This window comes from Pseudomonas sp. TWP3-2 (assembly GCF_049897765.1).
Taxonomy (GTDB): domain Bacteria; phylum Pseudomonadota; class Gammaproteobacteria; order Pseudomonadales; family Pseudomonadaceae; genus Aquipseudomonas.
In genome coordinates, this window is record NZ_JAFCWW010000006.1 from 284,415 (window position 1) to 307,776 (window position 23,362).

A 23,362-nucleotide genomic window follows, 5' to 3' on the forward strand; every position below is an offset into this window, starting at 1 on the left:
CTCATATGTCCTTGAACACCGATTTAAACAAGCCTTTGAGCTGCAGATTGCCGGCATCCACCAGATGGTTGTCGTCAAAGTACAAAGGCACGCCATCCTTCGATCCCATGCAATTGCCGTCAGGGCAAAGATTCGCAGTCGGGTCCAGCACCTGAGCGTTGCAGCGTTTCGCCGCTACGGCGATGGCGTTGTTGGCAATGCTGTTGCGCCGTTCATAGTCGAGCAACGGGACCGAAATGTCCGAAGCATCGCCAAAGATGCGCTGATGCAGATTCAGCCCCTTGAAGACGCTGAACGGCATCTCCGGAATTGGCCTGACGATGTACACCGGGTGGTTCTCGGCGATTGCGCAGACGGTTGCGGCGTACTCGGCGATGTAGGCATTGCTGAAGGCCACGTGTTGTTGATCTGGAAAGCGAATCCGGTAGCTATTGCCGCGGCTTGGATCGGCATACAACGCCGCCCGGCTGAACAGCACCACAGGAACACCCGCGTATGAATCTTTCAGGATTTGCAGTTTTTCGTCATTGAACGCACGGCATTGGCCTTCGAGCTGTTTGTCGCGCATCTGAAAGTTCTGCAACGTCGGGCAACCGCCACGGGCCCAGGACAACGCTGCATTCGGGTTATCCAGCTGCACGGCAGCCGCGGTGGATTGCGCATGGCTGTCGCCAAACAGAATGACTGACACCTCACCCGTGCCGAGCTTGCAATCAGCCGCGGCGTAATTGTTGGGGTAGCACTCTTGCGTATAGAGCTTGCTGGTGTACTCCGGTTGCCCGAGGTCAACAAAGGCAAAGCGCAGATCCGGATGCGCCTTGACCAGCGAGGCCGTCGTGGCCGACAGCACAACCACCCCGACCACGGCCCCTGCAAACTTGAACAGCGTGCCGCGTGCCGAACTGATCGGCTTCACTCTGGATTCAACCAGGTAATAAGACAGGCCACCCAGCGCGAAGGAAATGATCAGCGCGCCGAGAACGTGCGGCCAGCTATCGAGCAGGCCACAGGTATAGAGAAACACCACCAGCGGCCAATGCCACAGATACACCGAATAGGAAATAGTGCCGGTGAATTGCAGCGCCTTGTTATTACTGAAGACCGACTGCGTATTGGCGTAGATCACCAGCACCGTACCGAGCACCGGCAACAAGGCGAGGTAACCCGGCCACTGATCCTGCTCCGAAAAGCACACCACACTGGCCGCAATCGCCAGCAGCCCCAACCCCTCGCAGATCACGCCGTTGCGCTTGCTGATCTGCAGCGGGAACAAAAACACCAGTCCACCCGCAAGCAATTCCCAGGCGCGGGTCGGCAGCATGTAGAAGGCAAAAACCGGATCTGAACGAGTCACAACAACTGACGCCACAAAAGACACCACCGCCAGCACCAGCAGAACGTAGCGGGTCTTTTGCGGGCTAAACAGTTTGTACAGCATCATCAGCAGCAGGGGATACAGCACATAGAACTGCCACTCCACCGACAGCGACCACGTATGCAGCAACCAGTTTTCCTGCAACGGCGCGTCGAAGTAGCTGCCACCCTTGGCGAACATGAAGTTGGAGCTGAACAGCAGGCTGCTTTTGATCGATCGGATAACTTCGCGAAAGTCATCCAGCGGCAGGAACACGAAACCAAACAGTAACAAGGCCACGCACAGCACCAGCAGTGCGGGAATGATTCGGCGAGCCCGGGATGCGTAAAACCCCAGAATCGAAAAACGCTGCTGCTCCAGCCCCTTGCAGATGATGCCGGTCATCAAGAAGCCGGAAATGACGAAGAACACGTCAACCCCGGCAAAGCCTCCGCCGAAGCCTGTAATGCCGAAGTGATACAGCACCACCGAAAGTACGGCGAGCGCGCGCAAGGCGTTGATGTTCGTCCTGAATTGCATTTGGCGTCCGTGTCACATCCATGATGGGGACGCATTGTAGAGAGGGTATCGGATTTGTTACATCGAAAAATCCGGACGAATTTCAGATGTTCCAGCGCGGCGCCGTCTTCGCCAGACGCTGACGCATTTCGCCGATGTTGCTCGCCAGTTGCCGCGTCAGCAAACGATAGCCGTCGAGCGCGCTGTAGACCGGTGCATCAAGGCTGGCGTCCGGCAAATCCACGGGACGTGCCAAGCGCTGGGCCGAGCCGGTTTTCAGCGACCGGGCCATACCGATCAGTTGCACACGAATCTGTCGATGTTCAGCCTTCAGCGCCAATTGCAAATGCGCCATCGCCTCGGGGTCACTGGCGTCTGGTCGGGTATTGCCGAGTATTTCCAAGGTACTGATGCACATGCGCAGGTTGCGCTGGATCGCATCCAGTTCGGTCATGGAAACCTTCACCTCCTTGGACACCGACGGCATCAGCGAACGCAGCTGCACCATCACCGTGTTCAGTTTGCCCATCAGTTTTAGATGTTCATCGGCCGTCACCGGCTGGCCGCTGATGATCCGCCCGTACACCGTGGCGCAGTCGCGCAAAGCGTCAGCCAGGTTGTAGCGCCACGAGTACACCGCGTACAGCGGCAGCGCGAAAGAGAATGCCAAGGCCAAGGCGATGCCGATCAGGATGTCGACTCCGCGCCACAGCCCGTCGGTGATCGGATTGTCGCCGTGGCCGGCAACAATGAATACGGTAATCGCCGAGAGCAGGGCGGTGTAGCCGCCCTTGCCGATGGCGTGATAGGAGAAGAAACCGCAGACCACCGCCATCGCGAAGTAGGTCAGCCACGGCATGCCCAGCCACGCTTCCTGCGCAACCAGCAACAATCCGACACCAGCACCGATCAAAGTGCCGGTGGCCCGTTCTGCGGCTTTTTTGCCGATGTTGCCGTGATGCTGCAAACCGCCGATCACCACCAGCATCGTCACCGACGCCCACTCACCGTGGGGCAGGTTGATGCCGGTGGTCAGCACGATCGTCGCCAGCAACCCCAACGCCACCCGCACCGCGTGGATCAGCCGCGCATGTCGATAGCGGCGATACGGGTCCAGTACAGGACGCAGAATCCGCCGCAACAGCGGTGGCCAACGGTGCGGGCTGAACGTGCTCAGTGTCAGTCTCCTCAGAAGATGTAGTCGGTGGTCAGGAAGCTTGAATCGCGTCCGCGAATGATCTCGCTGATCAGATCCTTGTTGCTGTCCTGGAACTTGGTCGCCACCAGCGTGCGGATCGAAAACACCCGCAATGCATCGTGTACCGACAGCGTGCCTTCGGCGGAGTTCTTGCGACCGTTGAACGGATAAGTGTCCGGGCCGCGTTGGCACTGGGCGTTGAGGTTGATCCGTCCAACCTGATTGGCAAACGTATCGACCAGTCGGCCGACCGCCACCGGGTTGGTACCGAAGATGCTCAGTTGCTGGCCGAAATCCGACTCGAGCACGTAATCGATCACGGTATCGAGGTGACGGTACGGCACGATCGGCACCACTGGGCCGAACTGTTCTTCCTGATACACGCGCATTTGCGGCGTCACCGGGTACAGCACCGCCGGATAGAAGAACGATTCGCGGGATTCGCCGCCATTCGGGTTGACCACTTGCGCGCCCTTGCTTTGCGCGTCAGCCACCAGACCGTGCAGATAATCGACCTTGCTCGCTTCCGGCAATGGCGTCAGCGACACACCGCTGTCCCACGGCATACCCGGTTTGAGGGTGGCGAGTTTGGCGTTGAATTTCTCGATGAAGCTGTCGACCACGTCTTCATGCACAAACAGGATTTTCAACGCAGTGCAGCGCTGGCCGTTGAACGACAAGGAGCCGGTGACTGCTTCGCTGACCGCGTTGTCCAGATCGACCTCCGGCAAAATGATGCCGGGGTTCTTCGCGTCCAACCCCAATGCCGCGCGCAAACGGTGTGGTTTCGGATGCAGTTTTTTCAGGTCGCTGGCGGCTTTGTTGGTGCCGATAAAGGCGAAGATATCGATCTTGCCGCTGGCCATCAGCGCGCTGACGGTCTCGCGGCCACTGCCGTAGATCACGTTGATCACACCGGTCGGGAAGCTGTCGCGAAAGGCTTCGAGCAACGGACGGATCAGCAACACGCCGAGCTTGGCCGGTTTGAACACCACCGTGTTGCCCATGATCAGCGCCGGAATCAGCGTGGTGAAGGTTTCGTTCAGCGGATAGTTGTAAGGCCCCATGCACAGCGCCACGCCGAGCGGCACGCGGCGGATCTGCCCGAGCGTGTCTTGTTCGAGTTCGAAACGGCTGGACCGGCGGTCGAGTTCTTTCAGCGCATTGATGGTGTCGACGATGTAGTCGCAGGTGCGGTCGAACTCTTTTTCCGAGTCCTTGAGGTTCTTGCCGATCTCCCACATCAGCAACTTCACGACGGCGTCGCGCTGTTCACGCATGCGGCGCAAGAAGGCTTCAACGTGCTGGATACGTTCGGCCACGCGCATGGTCGGCCACAGGCCCTGACCACGGTCATAGGCGCGCACGGCGGCATCGAGGGCGGTGAGGGCAGTGTCGGCATCGAGCAGCGGCGTACTGCCGAGGATCACTTGTTCGTCGCCGTTTTCGCCCTTCAAGTAAACCGGGCTGCGCACCGTGGCGAGCGGGCCGTCCCAGCGGCGCAACTGGCCGTCGACCAGGTATTCGCGTTGCTCGACTTGCCCCTCGAGGCGGTATTTTTCCGGGATGTCGCTGACAGCAGGGAACAGGTTCTCAAGGATGTGTGCTGTGGCCATGTTGCTACCCCATAGAGTTTGTCGGCGTGCCGATCGGAAAAGTCTGTACAGGTTATACGCCTGAATGCGCCGAAATTTAAACCCGCAAATGTCACGCGAATGTCACGCAAAGGCGCAGAACAGAGGCGATTGGCTGGCCCCGGAAGTCCCCATCAATGGCCCGCAATGCCCGCAGCGTCTGGCTTATGGTTGAACCCGCCGGATCCCAACAATAAAAGGCACTTCACGCGAGGATCGCTATGCGGGCACCCCGACTGACTTTATTGATAGCGCTGTGTATGGCGCTGGCCGGTTGTGGCGACGACCCCAAACCACCAGCCACCGCCAGCGATGGCATGCCGTCCGATCCGGTCCTGGCACAGATTTACGCCAACAGCTGCCAGCTCTGCCATGCCAACCCCGCCGCGAACGCGCCACTCACCGGCGATCGCAAAGCCTGGGAACCACGCGTGCAGCAAGGCGCCGACACGTTGCTCGACCACGCCATCAATGGCTACAACGGCATGCCGCCGATGGGCCAGTGCGTCGAGTGTTCGGAAGATCAGTTTCTGCAGTTGATCGGCTTCATGGCCGACCAGCCGCTGCCACAGTAAGGGTGCGCGCATGACGATGGACCTGACACGGCGTCAGTTGTTGCAACGGGCAAGCATCGTCGGTGCGTTCAGTGCGCTGGCATCGAGCCCGGCGTTGGGCCAGTTGCTGCGCGCGCCTCGGTTGATTCCGTGGCGCAACTGGTCGGGCGGGCAGAGCTGCCAACCAGCCGCGCGACTGGCGCCGAAGAATCTCGATGAACTGACCTCGGTGATCCAGCAGGCACCGGGCAAGATCCGCCCGGTCGGCTCGGCGCATTCCTTCAGCGCGCTGGTGCCCACCGACGGCACGTTGCTGTCCCTGAGTTACTTCAACGGCTTGCTCGATCACGACCCGAAAACCCTACAAGCTGAATTCGCCGCCGGCACCCCGATGTCGCGCATGGGCGTGCCGCTCAAGGAGGCCGGCCAGGCCCTGCAAAATATGGCGGACATTGATTATCAAACCCTCGCCGGAGCGATTGCCACCTCGACCCACGGCACCGGTAAAAACTTCCAGTCCTACTCGGCCCACGTCTGCGGCATGCAACTGGTGACCGCCAGCGGCGAAGTGCTGGACTGCGACCGCCAGCGCCATCCCGAAGTGTTCACTGCTGCTCGCGTTTCCCTCGGTGCCCTCGGCGTAGCAACCAAAATCCGTCTGCAAAACCGTCCGGCCTATCTTCTGCGCGAAACCCAGTGGATCGCCAAGACCGAAGAACTGCTCGAAGACCTCGACAAGCACACCCGCGAAAATCAGCACTGGGAAATGCTCGTCGTCACCCATTCCGACTACGCGCTGTCCATCGCCCTCAACGAAACCAATGATCCGCCGACGCCGCCAATCAGCCCCGAGGAGGAGGGCGGCAACGCGTTCGTAACGCTGATCGAAAAGATCGATAAATACGGCAGCGATTTCCCTGATCTGCGCCGCACGCTGCTCAACAGCCTGCGCCATTTGGCGAGTTTCGATGACCGGGTTGGCGATTCGTTCGACATCTACGCCAACGTGCGCACCGTGCGCTTCAACGAGATGGAATATTCGGTGCCCGCCGAATACGGCCCGGCGTGCCTGCGCGAAATCCTCAAGCTGATTCAGGACAAGGATCTGCGCACCTGGTTTCCCATCGAGTACCGCTACGTCGCGGCCGACGATATTCCGCTGAGCATGTTCGAGGGCCGCGACAGCTGTTCGATCTCGGTGCACCAGCATTACCAGATGGATCACCACAACTTCTTCGCAGCGGTCGAGCCGATCTTCTGGAAGTACAACGGCCGCCCGCACTGGGGCAAGTTGCACACGCTTAATGCGCGGACGTTGCAGACGCTGTATCCGCGCTGGCAGGAATTCATTCAGGTTCGACAAGCGCTGGACCCGAGCGGCAAATTTCTTAATGCACATCTGTCGTCGATTCTGGGGGTGAGCTGATGGCGGTCAATCGCCGCAATTTTCTGCTCGGCACATTGGGTGTTAGCGCGTTGCTGGTGGGAGTTGGCGCGTGGCTGCGGCCGGGGGATCGCGGCGCACCATACAGCGACTATTTCCGCGCGCTGAATCGCGAGCTCAAGGCCAACGGCCCGATGCGCCCGGTGTTACTGATTGATCTTGATCGCCTCGATCACAACATCGACGTGGTGGTGCAGTCGATCAAACGCAGCGGCAAACATCTGCGGCTGGTGGAGAAATCCCTGCCGGCGCCGGGCCTGTTGAGTTACATCGCTCAGCGCGCCGGCACGCAGCGGCTGATGTCGTTTCATCAGCCGTTTCTCAATCACGATGCCGTCGCGTTTCCACAGTCCGATATTCTGCTCGGCAAGCCGCTGCCGGTGCGTTCGGCCGAGCTGTTCTATCAGACGCACAAAGGTCAGTTCGATCCGGCCAAACAGCTGCAATGGCTGCTCGACGGCCCTGAGCGCCTGCAACAATACCTCGACTTGGCGCGAGGCTTGGGCACGCGGATGCGCATCAACATCGAACTGGATGTCGGCCTGCATCGCGGTGGCGTCAGTGACGTGAATGTGCTCGGGCAGATGCTCACTTTGATCGCTGTCAATCCGCAGCACCTGCAGTTCGCCGGGTTCATGGGCTACGACCCGTTCGTGGGCATGGGTGTGCCGGGGATTTTGGGTTCGCCTGAAGAGTTGTTCGCCAAGGTCATGGTGATTTACCAGCGCTGCGTCGACTTCACCCGCCAGCAATTCCCCGCGTTGTGGCATGACGGTTTGACTCTGAATACGGCCGGCAGCCCCAGCTATCGCATGCATGAAAATGAACGTCTGAGCACGGAAGTTTCGGTCGGGACCGCGATGCTCAAACCGACTCACTATGATCTGCCGTCACTGGTCGATCACGTGCCTGCCGCCTACATCGCCACACCCGTGCTGAAAAGCACCGGCGCGGTGAACATCCCGGCGCTGGATGACAAGTCGAAACTGTTCTCGTGGTGGGACGCCAACCAGCGCCAGACCTTTTTCATTTACGGCGGCAACTGGATGGCCGAGTTCGAATCGCCGCCCGGGTTGCAAAGCAATGGCGTGTATGGCCGCAGCTCGAATCAGGAAATGGTCAACGGCTCGAATGCCGTGGGGCTCACCGTGGAGGATCAAGTGTTCCTGCGCCCGACCCAGACCGAAGCTGTCCTCCTGCAGTTCGGGGACTTACTGGCCGTGCGCGGCGGCAAGATCGTCGACACCTGGCCGGTCTATACCTGAACTGCTGATTTTTCAGAACAATACAAAACCCTGTGGGAGCTGGCTTGCCAGCGATAGCGTCGGGTCAGCAACCCATTTCTTTGCTGACGGACCGCTATCGCTGGCAAGCCAGCTCCCACAGGGTTTTGTGTTGTCTGTCAAATCCCGATCAATTTCTGTAATGAAGCTTTTATGACAAAAGTTCGGTAGCACATAGCCAGTCCGGTCATGCCTATGTAACGCGCTTGAGGGGCCTTTCGGGGCGCTTTTCACAAGCCGAGGCGGGACGCCGGGAGTGAGGCAATGGGGACTATGGAACGCTACTCGAAAGTGGGCATGCAGGAACTCGATCAACGCCTGTCGAAGATCGTCGAAGCCGCGCGCAAGAAGCCGGTTTCGGTGTATCGCTACGGCGCGCCGTGGGTCTGGATCGTGTCGCAGGATGACTGGCAGGGCGCTTTGAAAGAGGTCTCCAGCTACATTCCGCCCGGCCATTCGCTGGTATTGCTACGCCCGCAGATCGACGATCTGCTCGACGCCCATCGCGAGCTCCTGCACGACCTCAACGCCCAGCCCGGCATGCTCATCCCCGCGCAAACGGTCATGCACATCCTGCTCCTGCAACTGCTGTATTCGGTGCCCAGCGAACAGCAGCTCTACGAACAGCTGAACTACAACCTGCTGTTCCGCTGGTTCGTCGGCCTTGGCCTGAACCAGAAAGTCTGGAGCTTCAACGTCCTCAGTCGCGACATCGCCACGCTGCTCAACAACCCGCGTGCGGTGCAGCTCATCCAGAAAATCATCGGCGAAGTGTTCTGCGGTGCCTTGCTGCAAATGCCCGAGTTCTCCTTGAACTTCGCGCTTTTGCACACCTGGCTCGGCAAGCATTCCTGCGCCTCGACAGCCAGCAATTGATGACGGGGCGCTTGAGCGCCAACAGATCCAAGGGAATTTCAGGGGGTAGTGTGGAACAGATTTTCACGTCACGGCTGGCGCTGTGGGGCTGGTTGCTGGTGACGGCGGGCGCGCAGCCGGCGCTCGCCGAAGAGGCCGCCGAAAGCGCTGCCGCCCAGCGTCTGGTCGACGTCAACGAATACTTCGTGCGCGGCAACACCGTGCTCGATGCGCGGGCGATTGAAGAGGCGGTGTACCCGTTTCTCGGCCCGCAAAAAGCCCTGACCGACATCGAGGGCGCGCGTGATGCGTTGCAGAAGGTCTATCAGGAACGCGGCTATCAATCGGTGTTCGTCGAACTGCCGGAGCAGGCCGTCGCTGACGGCATCGTCTATCTGCAAGTCAGCGAAACCAAGGTCGGCCGGGTGCGGGTGGTCGGCGCGAAACACTATTCGCCGCTGGACATCCGCGACAACGTCCCGGCGCTGAAAGAAGGCGAGGTGCCGGACTTCGCCAAGGTCCAGGGCGAACTCGCGCAACTCAACAAAACCCCGGGCCGGCAAGTCATGCCGCTGGTGCGCGAAGGCCAGCGCCCCGGCACCATGGATGTGGATTTGCAGGTCGAAGACCAGAACCCGTGGACCGCCAGCGTTGGCCTCAACAACGACTACAGCGCCGACACCGAAAAGCTCCGTGCCGTCACCAGCCTTGGCTACAACAACCTCTGGCAGCTCGGTCACAGCATTTCCCTGACCTACTTCACCGCGCCCGAAGACACCAGCAACGCCAAAGTCTGGTCCGGTTCCTACACCGCGCCGCTGACCGATCGCTGGAGCGTGCAGTTCTCCGGTTATCAGTCCGACAGCAACGTCGCGACCATTGGCGGCAGCAACGTGCTCGGTAAGGGGCATTCCTACGGGGTGTCGGCGATCTACACGCTGCCATCCAGCGGCAGTTGGTCGAACTCGCTGTCGGCCGGCATCGACTTCAAGGATTTCGACGAGCGCCTGACCCTGTCCGGCGAGAGCGACAAAGTCCCGCTGCAATACGCACCTTTCACCTTCGCCTACAACGGCTATCGCTACACCGAAAAGAGTCAGCTCGGCCTCGGCCTGAGTCTGGTCGCGGCCACGCGCAGCATCTTCGGTTACGGCAGTTCCGACGAAGACTTCGACTACAAGCGCTACCGCGCGAATCCGAGTTTCGCCGTGCTCAAGGGCGATACCAATTTCACCTGGACCTTCAACAACGACTGGCAGAGCGCGAGCAAAGCCGCGTTCCAGTTGGCATCCGGTCCCTTGGTTTCAAACGAACAGTTCTCTGCCGGCGGCGCGACTTCGGTACGCGGCTATCTGGCCGCCGAACGCACCGCTGATGACGGCTACTTGCTCAGCCAGGAACTGCGTACTCCATCGCTGGCCAAGTACGCCGGCACGTGGGTGCAGGACTGGCGCTTCTACGCCTTCGCCGAAGGCGCGCAACTGTATCTGCGCGACGAATTGCCGGATCAGGACGCCAATTACGCCCTGGCCAGCGTCGGTCTCGGCACCCGCGCCAGCCTGAGTAAATGGCTGTCCGGCAGCCTCGACTGGGGCTACCCGCTACTCGAAGGGCCGAACACCTCGAAACAGGAATCGCGCCTGCACTTCAACCTTCAGGCCACTTTCTAACAAGGAGCACTTTTCATGCAGCGCCTCATCCTTTCGTTGTTGATCTGCCTGGGCTTCGTGCTCCCGGCCACGGCTCAGGCCTGGTGGCAGGACGACTGGCATTACCGCAAACAGATCGCCGTCGATACCACGCCACAAGGCGCGGCGATCAATCAGGCGCTCGGCCGCACCGCGCTGCTGGTGCGCCTGCACACTGGCAATTTCACCTTCGACGGCGTGAAGGAGGACGGCTCGGATTTGCGCTTCGTCAGCGCCGACGATAAAACCGTGCTCAACCACCAGATCGAAAGCTTCGACGCGCTGATGGGCATGGCGCTGATCTGGGTCGATGTGCCAAATGTCGAGGGCGGGCAGCGTCAGGACATCTGGATGTACTACGGCAACCAGAAGGCCCAGGCCACCGGCAACGGCCAACTGACGTTCGATCCGAATTACACCGCGCTCTATCACTTCGAAGGCGCCACCGGCACCCCGGCCAAAGACACCACCGCTTACGGCAACACCGCGCAAAGTGCGACCGGCGCGAGCATCGACGGCGTGGTAGGGCGGGCCTTGCAGTTCAGCGGTCAACCGTTGCTGCTGCCGGCCAGCCCTTCGCTGCAACACAACGCGGGCAGCTCGTTCACCTTCAGCGCCTGGCTGCGCCTCGATCAAGCTAGTGGCGAACAGTTGATTCTGGCCCGCCGCGAAGGCGCCAACAGTCTGCTGATCGGCGTCAACCAAGGCGTACCGTTCGTGGAGATCGATGGCCAGCGCGCCGTCGCCACGCAACCGCTGAATCCGGGCCAGTGGCAGCATGTTGCGCTGACGGCTGAAGGCTCCAAAGTCACGCTGTTCATCAACGGTCGCGAAGGCGCGACGTTGGCTGTGGCGATGCCCGCGTTCAACTCGGTCATGGCCGTCGGCGGGGATCTTTCGGCCAGCGCTTTCCAGCCATTCACTGGCGCCATCGATGAGCTGCGCCTGTCGAAAGTCTCACGTCCGGTACCGCTGTTGCTGGCCGATGCCACCTCGCAAGGCGCGGAGTCAAAACTGGTTGCTTACGGCGTCGATGAAGAACAGTCCGGCTTCGGTTTCGGCAGCCTCGGCTTCCTGCTCAACGCTGTGCCGATCGATGCCTGGGTGATCATCGCGGTGCTGGTGCTGATGATGTTCCAGTCGTGGGTGATCATGCTGCGCAAGAACCGCACGCTCGGCCGCGTCACCGCCGCCAACGAACTGTTCCGCGAGCAATTCGCCAAGGTCGGCACGCGCCTGGAGATGTTCGCCGACGACGCGCAACTCGCCCAGCGTTTGCAGCATTCGTCGCTGTGGCGCCTGTATCTGGTGGCGGTCAAGGAAATCCGCACTCGCCGCGAACAGGGCGCTGACACTTCTTCGGTTTCCGCAGCCACCATCGAAGCCATCCGCTGCTCGATGGACGGCGTGCGCACCCGCGAAAACCAGGCCCTTGGCTCGAAGCTTTCGACCCTGTCCAACGCGATCGCCGGCGGTCCGTACATCGGCCTGCTTGGCACCGTCATGGGGATCATGGTGGTGTTCCTCGGCACCGCCATGGCCGGTGACGTCAACATCAACGCCATTGCACCGGGCATGGCCGCAGCCTTGCTCGCCACCGCGATGGGCCTGTTCGTCGCGATCCCCGCGCTGTTTGGTTACAACCGCCTGATCACCCGCAACAAAGAGGTCAGCGCCGACATGCGCGTGTTCGTCGACGAGTTCATCACGCGTCTGGCGGAGATGCATGGCGAGAGCCAGTTCAGTGAAGCGGCGCATCAGCGCGGCCATCACGCCAACGCATCCGTACCGGCCTGAGGAGCACTGACATGGCGTCCGTAAATACCTCCCACGACGATGATGACGATGCACCGGTCGACAGCATCAACATCACGCCACTGGTGGACGTGCTGATGGTGGTGCTGGTGATGTTCATCCTCACCGCCACCGCGCAGGTCTCGGGGATTCAGATCAACCTGCCGAAGGCCAGCGCCTCGGTGTCGCTGTCGGAAGCCAAGACCAAGGCGATTTCGGTCAACGATGGCGGTCAGGTGTTCCTCGACGCCTACCCGGTGACTTTGCCGGAGCTGGAGGAACGCCTGCGCATCGAGAAGGCGCAGAACCCGGACTTCCCGGTGATCGTGCGCGGCGACGCTACGGTGCAGTACCAGAAGGTCATTGAAGTGCTCGACCTGCTGCGCCGGCTCGAACTGTCCCAGGTCGGTCTCGTCACCGGCAAACCGAGCCAGGGCTGACCATGACCGCACAACTGCCAATCGAGCCACTGCCGCCGGTGAAGAAGTCGCCGCTGCGCTTTGTGAAGTGGGGCGCCGGGTTACTGCTCGGCGCCATCGCCGCGTATTTGCTGTGGCAGTGGGCCAACGACATGAGCGGCGTCCGCCGTGAAGCGCCGAAGGTGCCGACGATCATTCCGTTGCCGCCACCGCCACCTCCGCCGCCGGAAAAACCGCCGGAGCCGGAAACCCCGGTCGAAGAAAAAATCGTCGAGCCCGAGCCAACGCCCGAGCCGCAAGAGGTCAAGCCCGAGGAAGAAGCACCGCCATCACCAGCGGACGATCTGGCCAACCCGATGCAAATGGACGGCGACGCCCAGAGCGGCAGCGATGCTTTCAACATCGGTGCAGGCAAGGGCGGCGGCATGGCCGGTGCGGGCGGCGGGCGCCTGGGCAACGGCACTTACAGCCAGTTCCTCGCGTTCACGTTCCAGAAGCTGCTGCGCGAGAACCCCGACCTGCGCAACCTCGCGTTTTCGTTGCAGGCCGATGTGTGGCTGAGCAGCGTTGGCGAGATCACCCGCGTCGAGCTGATCAAGTCCAGCGGCAACCCCGAAATCGACACTCAGGTGCTCGCTGCCTTGCGTAACGCGCCTGCCTTAAGCGAGCGGCCACCGGCCTCCATCACTTTGCCTGTGCGCATGTCCCTGCAAGGGCGGCGTCCGGGTTAACCGAACTTTTAGAGTTTTGCCATTAGGAGTTGTGTGCAGATGATTTCCAACGTGAATCGATTGTCCCTGGCGGTCGGCATGGTCATCGCGACCCTGGTCGGTCAGGCCGTGGCAGCGCCTGCGCCCTCGGAGAACGCCACGATCAATCTGATCCGCTTGCTGGTCGAGCAGGGCATTCTGAAACAAGACAAAGCTGACGCGCTGATCGCTCAGGCGCAGAACGAAGCCGCGCAAGCCAAACAGGCTGCCGCATCCACCGCCGTGGTTGCCGCCGGGCCGGTCGCAGCGCCGGGTGATGTGCGTGTGCAATACGTGCCGGCAGCGGTGCGCGACCAGATCCGCGATCAGGTCAAAGCCGAAGTCATGGCCACCGCCAAGCAGGAAAACTGGGCCGCCCCCAACACCTTTCCCGACTGGATTTCCCGCGTGAGTTTCGACGGCGACATTCGTCTGCGTGACGAATCGCGTTACTACTCGGGCAGCAACAGCAACGAAATCGTCGACTTTGCCAAGCTCAACAACAACGGCCCGTACGACGTAAACCCGAACAGCAGCACCAGCCTGCCGCCGCTGCTCAACACCCGCGAAGACCGCGAAAACCTGTTCCGCCTGCGTGCGCGTCTGGGCATGAAAGCCGTGATCTCGCCGGAATGGACTGCCGGCATCCGCATCGGCACCGGCTCGGACAACAACCCGGTTTCCACTACGCAGAGCCTCGGCGGTGGTTTCGCCAAAAAAGACATCTGGCTCGATCAGGGTTATCTGAACTGGAAGCCTTCGGATGAGTTGACCCTGACCGGTGGCCGATTTGCCAACCCGTTCATGTCCACCGACATGCTCTATTCCAACGACTTGAACTTCGACGGCGTGGCAGCGATTTTCGACCACAAACTCAGCCGCGACTGGGGCGTGTTCGGCACCGTCGGCGCGTTCCCGGTCGAGTACACCAACGACACCGCATCGAGCAACGGCTTCGACAAGGAAGACAGCGACAACAAGTGGCTGTACGGCGCGCAGCTTGGCGCGAAATGGGCGATCAACAGCAACAACCTCATCAAGGGTGCGTTGGCTTATTACCGTTTCGACGACATCGAAGGACAGCGCTCCAGCCCTTGCGAACCGTGGGCCGGCGCGCCGGGTTGCGACACCGATGGCAGCCGCAGCGCCTTCATGCAGAAGGGCAACAGCGTGTTCCTGCTGCGCGACATCACGCCGAACCCGCTCAACCCGTCGACCACGCCGCAGCCGCAATTCGTTGGCCTGGCTTCGGAGTTCAATCTGCTTGATCTGAACGTGGTGTGGGACGCCGACCTGCCGGAAGACTTCAAACTGCGCAGCCAGGGCAACTACATCCACAACCTCAGCTACGACGAAGGCGAGATGCGCAAGCGCTCGGCCGGGCAGATCGTCAACAACCTCGACAGCAACGGCAACGTCGAAAGCGGCGCCAATGCGTGGATGGTGCAGTTCACCCTCGGCACCGCGCTGGAGCTGAAGAAGCAGGGCGACTGGAACCTGTTCGCGGGCTACAAATACATCCAGCCGGACGCCTTGCCGGACGGCTTCAACGATTCCTCGTTCCACCTCGGCGGCACCAACGCCAAGGGCTACTTCCTGGGCGCCAACTACGGTCTGGCGAAAAACGTCTACGCCACTGGCCGCTGGTTGAGTTCCGAAGCGGTGTACGGCGCGCCGTACGACATCGACGTCATGCAGCTTGAGATCAACACGCGCTTCTAAGGCGCCGGGAGAGGCTAATGTACATGCGCATTTTGTTGTTTGGTTTGGGCGTTTTGGTCGCCAGCGGGGCGAGCGCCGAAGGCATGGAAGAACGCCTGCGCACCCAATTGCGCAGTACCACCCAGCAACTGCAAGCCCTGCAGAGTCAACAGGCCCAGGCCAGCGCCGCGCAGTTGGCGGCGCAGAACGAGGCCAAGGCTGCGCAGGCGCAGATCAAGCAATTGAGCGCCGAGCTGGCCAAGGCCAAGGGCGTCGCCGAGCAACTGGCCGGGCAGCAGCAGAACCTGCACAGCCAGGCGCAGGCGCAAGTGGCGGCCAGCAACGAGCAGACCGGCAAGTTCAAAAAGGCCTATGACGAGTTGCTGGTCATGGCCCGTGCCAAAGAGGCGGAACGGTCTAAGCTTCAGGCGCAATTGACTGAACGTGACACACAAGTGCAGCAATGTTCAGTCAAGAATCAGCAAATGTACGGCGTGGCCAAGCAGATCCTCACCGCCTACGAAAACATCGATGTGGCCGAGGTGATGAAGATCCGCCAGCCCTTCGCCGGCACAGCCCGGGTCAAGTTCGAAGAGCTGACGCAGGGCTTTGGCGACGATCTGTACAAGACCCAATTCGACGCGCCACAAGCGGCGCTCGCACACTGATTGTTATTAGACGGATCAACAAGGAAGAACCCCATGACTCAATTGATCACCCACGTTTCCCCGCAATCGCTGACCGACGTGCTGCAAGCCGCCGGTTATCGCGTCAATCAGACCGAACAGAACGGCATCGTCCAGTTGCTCAGCGCCAGTCAGGGCATCGGCTACGCGGTGCGTTTCGGTAATCCGGCGGTGGAGCAGGGCAGCTTCGTTGACTTCACGTTCAGCTGCGCCTTGCGTGTGCAGGGTGAATTGCCGGTCGGTGTGGCCGAGCAATGGAACGCCTCGCGCCGCTTCGCACGCCTGTCGTTGCAGGGCGAATTTCTGGTGATGGAAATGGACGTGGTGGTCGCGGCCGGGGTCAGCAACGAACACCTGCGTGGCAATCTCGAATTGTGGGATCGCCTGCTGCAGGAATTCATCGTCTATCTGCGTGATTTCGCGCAGAACGGAGCGGCTGCGCAGACTGCGAAAGTCGCGGTCGCCGAGCAAGAGGAAGTCGCGCTGTGAAGAAACCGGCCATGGTAATCAGCGCTGCGGCTGTAGCGTTGTTGGTGGTCGCCGTGGCGCTGGTGGTGCGACCGGGCAGTGACCCGGTCGCCGCTCAGCAACCGTCGCCAGTGGCAGCGGTTGCTGGCGGGCCGGCGGTTGCGCGGCTCGGCAATCAGCAAGTCTCACCGGAGGAATTGCAGACGCTGTTGGCGACCGTGCCTGAGGCGACGCGCGAGCAACTGCGTGGCAACCGCGAGGCGCTGGAGCGCTGGATTCGTGCGCGGCTGGCGGAGAAAGCCGTGCTGGAGCAGGCGGATGCGCAGGGCTGGGCGCAGCGTCCGGAAGTTGCGCGGCAGACCCGTGCGGCCACCGAGCAGATTGTGTTCCGTGATTACTTGCAGTCGGTAAGTCAGGTGCCAGCGGATTACCCGAGCGCGGCTGAGTTGCAGCAGGCGTATGACGCGGGTAAAGCCAATTGGCAAACGCCGGCGTTGTATCGGGTCAGTCAGATTTTTCTCGGGGCGAGTGATGCGCAAAATCTGGATGCGGTACGTAAGCAGGCGGGGGAGTTGAGCAAGAAAGCGCAGACCGCTCCATCCGAGTTTGCCGTGCTTGCTAAAGAATTTTCTCAGGATCGGATCACTGCCGAACGCGGCGGCGACACCGGCCTGCAACCCTTGCAGCAACTGGTGCCGGAAGTGCGCAGCGCCGTCGCGCGGCTCAAGGTTGGCGCAGTCTCCGATCCCGTCCAAAGCTCCGCCGGTTTGCACATCATCAAACTCACTGAACAACAACCGGCACGCACCGCGACCCTTGATGAACTGCGCGACCAACTGACCCAAGCCCTGCGCGCCCAACGTCAGGAACAGATCGCCCAGGCCTATCTGGACGGCATGCTCAACACCGCCACCCTGAGCATCGACGGCGCCGAACTCAACAAGATCCTGGAGCAAAAAAACTGAATTCCGCTTCACCGAAATCCCTGTGGGAGCTGCGGTGGATGTGTGTAACGACCAACAACAAAGATCGACAGGGAGTCATCGATGTCATTCACCGAACCCGCAGGACGACCGGGCAACCCCGATTTTCGCTGACCGTAGAACAGCGCCGAACCCCAGATTCACCACCGAACCCTGTGGGAGCTGGCTTGCCAGCGATGAGGCCGGTAAATCCAGCATCATTGGCGCCTGACACTCCGCCATCGCTGGCAAGTCGAATCGTCGCACCGCAGCTCCCACAGTGGATGTGTGTAACGACCAACAACAAAGATCGACAGGGAGTCATCGATGTCATTCACCGAACCCGCAGGACGACCGGGCAACCCCGATTTTCGCTGGCCACAAGACACCGCCGAGCCTTGGCTGGCCGAGGCCGCGAGCATTGAGGGCGAGATCGCACAATACTTTCTGGTCAGCGCCCGTTGCGGCTGCTTCATGCAAGCCGCGCGCAGCCTCAACGTGCGCTCGACCCTGCTGCGCAAACAACTCGCGCTGCTTGAGCAAACTCTGCAACGCTCACTGTTCAGCTTCCAGGGCAGCGCCCTCAGCCTGACCCGCGAAGGCCAGCAACTACAGGCGCAACTGATCGCCCTCGCGCACGAACGCAAACTGCCGGTGATCGAACAGCCACTGATCCGCCTCGCCGTCGCCGAATCGATCCTGCACGACATCCTCGGCCGCGACCTCATCGCATTACTGCGACGCAACGCCAGTGTCCGTCTGGAAATCATCGCCCTCGACAGCGAACTGGCCCTGCAAAGCATCAGCGCCGACATCGTCCTCTGGCTGGCCCCCGGCGACAGCCCAACCCCCGGCCCGACCTTCGCCACCAGCCAACCACAACGCCTCGCCCAACTCGACTACCTGCCGCACATCGCCAAACGCTACTCCCGCGTCACCGCCCGCCCGGAAAGCCCCGAAGACCTCGCCGATTTCATGCTGGTGCAGTGGCAGCACGACCGGCAGATCGACAGCTTTCGGCCGTGGAATGAACTGGTCGAACAACGTCTGGCCGGGGTGGTGCAGATGCAGTCTTATGAGCTGATGTTGGAAATGATTCGCTGCAGCGCGTGCATCGGGTTGCTGCCGATGTACATGAGCCGTTTTGATCGTGGGTTGGTGGCGTTGCCGGGGTTGTTTGAAGAGGTGATGCGGTTGCAGGTTTGGTTGGCGGTGAATGAGCATTCGCGGGACGTCGCTGAAGTGCAAACCCTTGTGGAGCTGATTCAGGGGACGTTTAGTGAGCGAGGGGAGTGGTTCGAATAGATCAAAAGATCGCAGCCTGCGGCAGCTCCTACACGACCATGTTCGACCGACCAATGCCGTATATACGTGGTTTTTGTAGGAGCTGCCGCAGGCTGCGATCTTTTGATTTTGCTGGGTTCAGCCCTGTAATTGAATCTGCCGGCCGAGCACATCCATCACATCGCAGCCGTCACGCAACAACATCGCTGCTGCGTGCGCCAGTTGCTGCACGTCGGCGCCTTTGGCTCCGGTGATATCCAGGCTGGCGAGGCTTTCCATCATCTGTGTTACGGCGAGAAAGCGGCTGGCGGCGCTGGCGTGGAGGACGTCGAGTGGTGCCTGAGTCGAGACCAGAAGGACGGGGACGTTGTATTCGTTGTGGGTCATTGAGATGTGCGTGTTCATCGGTGTAGCTCCTTAGTAATCAAGAGCTGCCACTTGGTCGCCGTCAAACGATAGGGTGGCAACTGTGCGCAGGTTGACGGACCGGTCTAAGGTACCCGGCGCACTCGAAAGTGCCCTGCACACAGTCACCATTAGTCTTTGTTCCGAGCACACGAGTGCACGAGCAAAGTTTGGGGACAATGCGCACCTTAAATACCGCCGAGCCGTCAAACCCGATCACGAATGAGTCGTGACAGGCGCGAGGATAGGGAGTGAGGGCAGGGCAGTCAATCGCCGAAGCGCCTGAAAGCGCTGGTTTGCCTGTAGGTCGTTTCCGGCGTTCAGCGTTGAACGCACGTCCTGTACCATTCGCAAAATTCTCAAGATTCGAATGGAGCAATTCATGGCAGGCAAGCCACCACGCAAGTCCCGGAAAATGGCGGTCTGCCTGGCCGTGTCATTGCTGATCAACGCAGGTTTTCTGACGGTCGTTGCGCTCAAGGTATTTGGCCAGCGCACGGACATGCGTAAAACCACAGAACCCTTGGTGATTGAAGCGAACAACGACGATGACAACGTCTACGTTCTGCCGCGTGGCACCACGCTTTATTACGAGAAAAGCTATCCCGAAGGGTTCAGCCGTTATCGGGTGTATTTCAATCACAAGGGCGTGATTGCCGGTGACGCGGTGCGTATGGAACCGAAGTATTGGGGCACGTTGATTGATCCGCTTTGGTTGGCCAATATCGATGCGGAAACGTTGAAGGACATGTTTCGGCACTTTCCGTTATCAAAAACCGATGTTGCTGCGGCGGTCAAAGCCAATGAAATCACCAAGGCTGATCTTGCCGAGATGATCCGCACCATTCCGGATTAATGGTTGCGCTCGGACTCTGTAGGAGCTGCCGAAGGCTGCGATCTTTTGACTTTGAATTTTTAAAAGCAAGATCAACAGATCGCAGCCTTCGGCAGCTCCTACAGGGGATGTGTTTTGGGTCTGGCAGTTGGGCAGTTGGCCGGTTTAGAGTGTTCGGCCACACAACGATCACGGACGAATCGCCATGCCAGACCACAACTCCGCCATTCACCTCGAGCGCTTCAGCGAGCAGCACCTCGATGGCGTCACCGCGCTCTACAACGACCCGGCGGTGGCACGGCAGGTGTTGCAGATGCCGTTTCAGTCGGTGGAGGTCTGGCGTCAGCGACTGCTGGCGGACAATGACCGGGCGCTGAAACTGGTCGCGGTGCATCAGGGCGTGGTGATCGGGCAGATCGGGCTGGAAGCTTATTCGCGGATTCGCCGCAGTCATGCAGGCAGTTTCGGCATGGGTGTCGCGACGGCGTGGCAGGGCAAGGGTGTCGGCTCGAAGCTGTTGGCGGCGGCGCTGGATGTGGCCGACAACTGGATGAATCTGCACCGCGTCGAACTGACGGTGTATGCCGACAATGAAGCCGCTATCGGCCTGTATCGCAAGTTAGGTTTCGAGGATGAAGGCCTGTTTCGCGACTACGCGGTGCGCGACGGGCAATGGGTCGACGCCCTGAGCATGGCGCGTCTGCGCAAGGCCTGACCTTTTGTCAGTCATTAGCCGATGAAGCGGCCGTGCAGGCAAATCACTTGCACGGCGGTCATCGGCATCTGCCATGCTCGAAGTCCGCAGCACCGCTTCTCAAAGGAACACCGCAATGGACGACGTACAGCAACTGGGCGAAATGCTTCGCCACTATGCCGACAGCGAAGCGCACAAGAAGCAACAGTTCGAGACGCAATCGGTGACGTGGGCCACACGTATCACCGAACTGTTCGACAAGATTCAGCAATGGCTGGAACCGGTGCAGGCGCCGGGTTTGCTCGAAGTTGGCCGTGAGGCGTATGTCGCGTCCGGGCCGAGTATTCCGGTTGAGACCTCGACCTTCAAGACTGAAAAACTGACCATTGTGATCGCTGGCAAACCGGTGGAGTTTGTGCCGGATGTGATGGGCAATGGCGGGCAGATTTCGCTGGCGGTGATGGGGCTGACGGCGGCGCGTTACGGCAGTATTTCGCTGGTGGGGTTGCCGGGTGGGGAGTGGCAGTGGCGCAAGACTAACGGGTTGAAGGATCCGGATACGTTTGCGTTTGATGCGAACTTTCTGGCGCAGCAGTTGCAGAGTTTGATCCCCCGCGAACGCGGCTAAGATCAAGAGCTTACCCCCTCACCCCAACCCTCTCCCCCAAGGGGGCGAGGGGGGAAGGGGGCAGATCTGCGTTGTTGTCGAAAACGAGGTCTGCGGGAAATGGGGGCAGATCTTTATTGTTTTCAAGTCGTGCATTCACCTCCGATATTTCACGTCGGTGTACCTCGAAAGAACACCTCGATCAGTTCCCTCTCCCTTGGGAGAGGGCTAGGGTGAGGGGCTACCGCTGACCCCCTCACATATCAACATTCCCCCACCCCGGCTTCGCCACCTCCGGCGCCACCGCGTTCACTGTCTTGCCCGTCGCCAATTCAACCCGCCGCGCCACCTCCGGATCATCCGCAAACGGCGTCAGGCTCGCATCCTCCAGACTCTGCGCAGTCTCATTGCGCAAGCAGTACTCCACCGCCAGCCACAAAAACACCACGCCCAGTACATTCAAAAAAATCTCGAACATGACCTGCTCCCTTGATCAGGCGATCTGCGCCTCACGGTGGGCCAACGCTACGTCCGCCACCCGCACGGTGCGCCACACGTTGTAGGCCATCAGCAGCATGCCGCTGAGGAAGAACACCCCGCCGGCAAAGCGCACGATGAACCCCGGATGACTGGCTTGCAGCGCTTCGACAAACGAGTAAGTCAAAGTGCCGTCCTCGTTGATCGCCCGCCACATCAGGCCTTGGGTAATGCCGTTGACCCACATCGAGGCGATGTACAACACCGTGCCGATGGTTGCCAGCCAGAAGTGCAGGTTGATCAGCGGCGTGCTGTACATCTGCTCGCGGCCGAAGATTTTCGGCACCATGTGATAGGTCGCGCCGAAGGTGATCATTGCCACCCAACCGAGCGCGCCGGCGTGGACGTGGCCGATGGTCCAGTCGGTGTAGTGCGAGAGCGCGTTGACGGTTTTGATTGCCATCATCGGACCTTCGAACGTGGACATGCCGTAGAACGCCAGCGACAGCACCAGGAAGCGCAGGATCGGGTCGGTGCGCAACTTATGCCAGGCGCCGGACAAGGTCATCATGCCGTTGATCATCCCGCCCCAGCTCGGCGCGAGCAGGATCAGCGACATCGCCATACCGAGCGACTGTGCCCAGTCCGGCAGTGCGGTGTAGTGCAAGTGGTGCGGGCCGGCCCAGATGTACAGGGTGATCAGCGCCCAGAAATGCACGATCGACAACCGGTACGAATACACCGGGCGATTGACCTGCTTGGGCACGAAGTAATACATCATCCCGAGGAACCCGGTGGTCAGGAAGAACCCTACCGCGTTGTGCCCGTACCACCACTGCACCATGGCGTCGGTGGCGCCGGAATACACCGGATAAGACTTGAACCAGTCCACCGGAATCGCCAGGTGATTGACGATGTGCAGCATGGCGATCACCAGGATGAACGCGCCGAAAAACCAGTTGCCGACATAGATGTGCTTGGTCTTGCGCTGCACCACGGTGGTGAAGAACACCACGGCGTACGCGACCCAGACCACGGCCATCCACACCGCGCCGGAGAATTCGATTTCGGCGTATTCCTTGGTGGTGGTGTAGCCCAGCGGCAGGGTGATAAACATCACCACGATCACCGATTGCCAGCCCCAGAACGTGAACGCGGCGAGCTTGTCCGAGTACAGCCGCACCTGGCAGGTACGCTGCACCGCGTAGTAGCTGGCGGCGAATTGCGCGCTGCCGGCGAAGCCGAAGATCACCAGGCTGGTGTGCAACGGTCGCAAGCGGCCGAAGGTGGTCCACGGCAGGTCCAGATTCATTTCCGGCCATACCAGTTGCGAGGCGATCCATACCCCCATCGCCATGCCCACGACGCCCCAGAAAATAGTGGCGATGACGAATTGGCGGACGACCTTGTAGTTATAAGCCTGTCCGATTGTTGCTGTGCTCATGGTCAGTTCATCCACGGTTGCAAAGTCTTGCCAGGCCACCCGGTCTGGCATGGACTGCACTGTAGAAACACCGTCGGAAACAAAACAGGCTCAGGAATATTCGATTTATGCGGATCAGATCGGAGCACTGCCTGCGGCCATCTGCCGCGCTCTGATACGGTTTTTATCGTTTCAGGTGAATCTGTAACGGGCTGCGCTGCACGTCCATAGTGCCTTCCAGAAACTGTGGGAGCGGGTTTTATAGGGGTTGGCGCCCCAACCAAAAGTGGTGGGGGGGGCCCCGGAAAAACCCCCCCCCCCAAAAAAAC

The 23,362-nt window shown here is 60.4% G+C and carries 22 protein-coding genes; 16 read left to right on the plus strand and 6 right to left on the minus strand.

Annotated features, from left to right (window positions below):
- Position 1: 1 nt before the first annotated feature.
- From ACP7EE_RS12370 to ACP7EE_RS12380, 3 genes are all read right to left on the minus strand, one after another.
- Positions 2–1,894, minus strand: coding sequence for an acyltransferase family protein (locus ACP7EE_RS12370; RefSeq protein WP_426234724.1), 1,893 nt, complete (start codon positions 1,892–1,894; stop codon positions 2–4).
- 82 nt (positions 1,895–1,976) lie between these two features.
- A complete protein-coding gene (locus ACP7EE_RS12375) occupies positions 1,977–3,014 on the minus strand; it encodes an FUSC family protein (protein ID WP_426234725.1) in 1,038 nt (345 codons plus the stop codon).
- A gap of 47 nt (positions 3,015–3,061) precedes the next feature.
- Positions 3,062–4,687, minus strand: coding sequence for an NADP-dependent glyceraldehyde-3-phosphate dehydrogenase (locus tag ACP7EE_RS12380; RefSeq protein ID WP_426234726.1), 1,626 nt, complete (start codon positions 4,685–4,687; stop codon positions 3,062–3,064).
- 239 nt (positions 4,688–4,926) lie between these two features.
- Between ACP7EE_RS12380 and ACP7EE_RS12385 the strand changes: the two genes are divergently transcribed.
- The 13 genes from ACP7EE_RS12385 to ACP7EE_RS12445 all read left to right on the plus strand — a co-directional run bounded on the left by ACP7EE_RS12385 (position 4,927) and on the right by ACP7EE_RS12445 (position 18,613).
- The gene (locus ACP7EE_RS12385) at positions 4,927–5,280 is read left to right on the plus strand and encodes a c-type cytochrome (protein ID WP_426234727.1); all 354 of its coding nucleotides are present in this window, start codon (positions 4,927–4,929) and stop codon (positions 5,278–5,280) included.
- Between the two features lie 76 nt (positions 5,281–5,356).
- Complete coding sequence (locus ACP7EE_RS12390; RefSeq protein WP_426234748.1) at positions 5,357–6,685, plus strand: D-arabinono-1,4-lactone oxidase; 1,329 nt, start codon at positions 5,357–5,359, stop codon at positions 6,683–6,685.
- Positions 6,686–6,759: 74 nt separating this feature from the next.
- Positions 6,760–7,968 (plus strand): DSD1 family PLP-dependent enzyme, encoded by a 1,209-nt coding sequence (locus tag ACP7EE_RS12395; protein WP_426234749.1) that lies wholly within the window; start codon positions 6,760–6,762, stop codon positions 7,966–7,968.
- A gap of 291 nt (positions 7,969–8,259) precedes the next feature.
- Entirely contained in the window at positions 8,260–8,862 is a 603-nt protein-coding gene (locus ACP7EE_RS12400) for a transposase (RefSeq protein ID WP_426201558.1), read from the plus strand.
- Positions 8,863–8,912: 50 nt separating this feature from the next.
- Entirely contained in the window at positions 8,913–10,511 is a 1,599-nt protein-coding gene (locus tag ACP7EE_RS12405; RefSeq protein ID WP_426234728.1) for a ShlB/FhaC/HecB family hemolysin secretion/activation protein, read from the plus strand.
- Between the two features lie 15 nt (positions 10,512–10,526).
- Positions 10,527–12,326: a DUF2341 domain-containing protein gene (locus tag ACP7EE_RS12410; protein WP_426234729.1), complete on the plus strand. Its 1,800-nt coding sequence runs from the start codon at positions 10,527–10,529 to the stop codon at positions 12,324–12,326.
- An 11-nt stretch (positions 12,327–12,337) separates the two neighbouring features.
- A complete protein-coding gene (locus tag ACP7EE_RS12415) occupies positions 12,338–12,763 on the plus strand; it encodes an ExbD/TolR family protein (protein ID WP_420649933.1) in 426 nt (141 codons plus the stop codon).
- 2 nt (positions 12,764–12,765) lie between these two features.
- Positions 12,766–13,473, plus strand: coding sequence for an energy transducer TonB family protein (locus ACP7EE_RS12420; RefSeq protein ID WP_426234730.1), 708 nt, complete (start codon positions 12,766–12,768; stop codon positions 13,471–13,473).
- Positions 13,474–13,512: 39 nt separating this feature from the next.
- Complete coding sequence (locus tag ACP7EE_RS12425) at positions 13,513–15,213, plus strand: putative porin (protein ID WP_426234731.1); 1,701 nt, start codon at positions 13,513–13,515, stop codon at positions 15,211–15,213.
- 17 nt (positions 15,214–15,230) lie between these two features.
- The gene (locus ACP7EE_RS12430; protein WP_426234732.1) at positions 15,231–15,860 is read left to right on the plus strand and encodes a DNA repair protein; all 630 of its coding nucleotides are present in this window, start codon (positions 15,231–15,233) and stop codon (positions 15,858–15,860) included.
- A 33-nt stretch (positions 15,861–15,893) separates the two neighbouring features.
- A complete protein-coding gene (locus ACP7EE_RS12435; RefSeq protein ID WP_420649929.1) occupies positions 15,894–16,367 on the plus strand; it encodes a YbjN domain-containing protein in 474 nt (157 codons plus the stop codon).
- Complete coding sequence (locus ACP7EE_RS12440) at positions 16,364–17,311, plus strand: peptidylprolyl isomerase (protein ID WP_426234733.1); 948 nt, start codon at positions 16,364–16,366, stop codon at positions 17,309–17,311. The genes ACP7EE_RS12435 and ACP7EE_RS12440 overlap by 4 nt, the downstream gene beginning before the upstream one ends.
- 324 nt (positions 17,312–17,635) lie before the next feature.
- Complete coding sequence (locus ACP7EE_RS12445; RefSeq protein ID WP_426234734.1) at positions 17,636–18,613, plus strand: LysR substrate-binding domain-containing protein; 978 nt, start codon at positions 17,636–17,638, stop codon at positions 18,611–18,613.
- 117 nt (positions 18,614–18,730) lie between these two features.
- Here ACP7EE_RS12445 and ACP7EE_RS12450 read toward each other — a convergent pair whose 3' ends face one another.
- Entirely contained in the window at positions 18,731–18,997 is a 267-nt protein-coding gene (locus ACP7EE_RS12450) for a short-chain dehydrogenase (protein WP_426234735.1), read from the minus strand.
- A 382-nt stretch (positions 18,998–19,379) separates the two neighbouring features.
- Here ACP7EE_RS12450 and ACP7EE_RS12455 point away from each other — a divergent pair, with 382 nt between their 5' ends.
- From ACP7EE_RS12455 to ACP7EE_RS12465, 3 genes are all read left to right on the plus strand, one after another.
- Complete coding sequence (locus ACP7EE_RS12455; RefSeq protein WP_426234736.1) at positions 19,380–19,853, plus strand: hypothetical protein; 474 nt, start codon at positions 19,380–19,382, stop codon at positions 19,851–19,853.
- Between the two features lie 184 nt (positions 19,854–20,037).
- Positions 20,038–20,547, plus strand: a complete 510-nt coding sequence (locus tag ACP7EE_RS12460) for a GNAT family N-acetyltransferase (RefSeq protein ID WP_426234737.1) — start codon at positions 20,038–20,040, stop codon at positions 20,545–20,547.
- Positions 20,548–20,662: 115 nt separating this feature from the next.
- Entirely contained in the window at positions 20,663–21,154 is a 492-nt protein-coding gene (locus ACP7EE_RS12465) for a hypothetical protein (RefSeq protein WP_426234738.1), read from the plus strand.
- Positions 21,155–21,389: 235 nt separating this feature from the next.
- Here ACP7EE_RS12465 and ACP7EE_RS12470 read toward each other — a convergent pair whose 3' ends face one another.
- Positions 21,390–21,611 carry a cbb3-type cytochrome c oxidase subunit 3 gene (locus ACP7EE_RS12470; protein ID WP_426234739.1) on the minus strand — a complete coding sequence of 74 codons (222 nt, stop codon included), beginning with the start codon at positions 21,609–21,611 and terminating at the stop codon, positions 21,390–21,392.
- A gap of 15 nt (positions 21,612–21,626) precedes the next feature.
- Positions 21,627–23,054: a cytochrome-c oxidase, cbb3-type subunit I gene (ccoN, locus tag ACP7EE_RS12475; RefSeq protein WP_420649918.1), complete on the minus strand. Its 1,428-nt coding sequence runs from the start codon at positions 23,052–23,054 to the stop codon at positions 21,627–21,629.
- Positions 23,055–23,362: the final 308 nt, after the last annotated feature.

Coding starts and splice junctions, on each gene's coding strand:
- ACP7EE_RS12415 (WP_420649933.1), top strand. CDS start 12,338: ATGGCGTCCGTAAATACCTCCCACGACGATGATGACGATGCACCGGTC.
- ACP7EE_RS12470 (WP_426234739.1), bottom strand. CDS start 21,611: ATGTTCGAGATTTTTTTGAATGTACTGGGCGTGGTGTTTTTGTGGCTG.
- ACP7EE_RS12370 (WP_426234724.1), bottom strand. CDS start 1,894: ATGCAATTCAGGACGAACATCAACGCCTTGCGCGCGCTCGCCGTACTT.
- ACP7EE_RS12450 (WP_426234735.1), bottom strand. CDS start 18,997: ATGAACACGCACATCTCAATGACCCACAACGAATACAACGTCCCCGTC.
- ACP7EE_RS12385 (WP_426234727.1), top strand. CDS start 4,927: ATGCGGGCACCCCGACTGACTTTATTGATAGCGCTGTGTATGGCGCTG.
- ACP7EE_RS12380 (WP_426234726.1), bottom strand. CDS start 4,687: ATGGCCACAGCACACATCCTTGAGAACCTGTTCCCTGCTGTCAGCGAC.
- ACP7EE_RS12460 (WP_426234737.1), top strand. CDS start 20,038: ATGCCAGACCACAACTCCGCCATTCACCTCGAGCGCTTCAGCGAGCAG.
- ccoN (WP_420649918.1), bottom strand. CDS start 23,054: ATGAGCACAGCAACAATCGGACAGGCTTATAACTACAAGGTCGTCCGC.
- ACP7EE_RS12435 (WP_420649929.1), top strand. CDS start 15,894: ATGACTCAATTGATCACCCACGTTTCCCCGCAATCGCTGACCGACGTG.
- ACP7EE_RS12455 (WP_426234736.1), top strand. CDS start 19,380: ATGGCAGGCAAGCCACCACGCAAGTCCCGGAAAATGGCGGTCTGCCTG.
- ACP7EE_RS12430 (WP_426234732.1), top strand. CDS start 15,231: ATGTACATGCGCATTTTGTTGTTTGGTTTGGGCGTTTTGGTCGCCAGC.
- ACP7EE_RS12420 (WP_426234730.1), top strand. CDS start 12,766: ATGACCGCACAACTGCCAATCGAGCCACTGCCGCCGGTGAAGAAGTCG.
- ACP7EE_RS12410 (WP_426234729.1), top strand. CDS start 10,527: ATGCAGCGCCTCATCCTTTCGTTGTTGATCTGCCTGGGCTTCGTGCTC.
- ACP7EE_RS12425 (WP_426234731.1), top strand. CDS start 13,513: ATGATTTCCAACGTGAATCGATTGTCCCTGGCGGTCGGCATGGTCATC.
- ACP7EE_RS12445 (WP_426234734.1), top strand. CDS start 17,636: ATGTCATTCACCGAACCCGCAGGACGACCGGGCAACCCCGATTTTCGC.
- ACP7EE_RS12400 (WP_426201558.1), top strand. CDS start 8,260: ATGGAACGCTACTCGAAAGTGGGCATGCAGGAACTCGATCAACGCCTG.
- ACP7EE_RS12465 (WP_426234738.1), top strand. CDS start 20,663: ATGGACGACGTACAGCAACTGGGCGAAATGCTTCGCCACTATGCCGAC.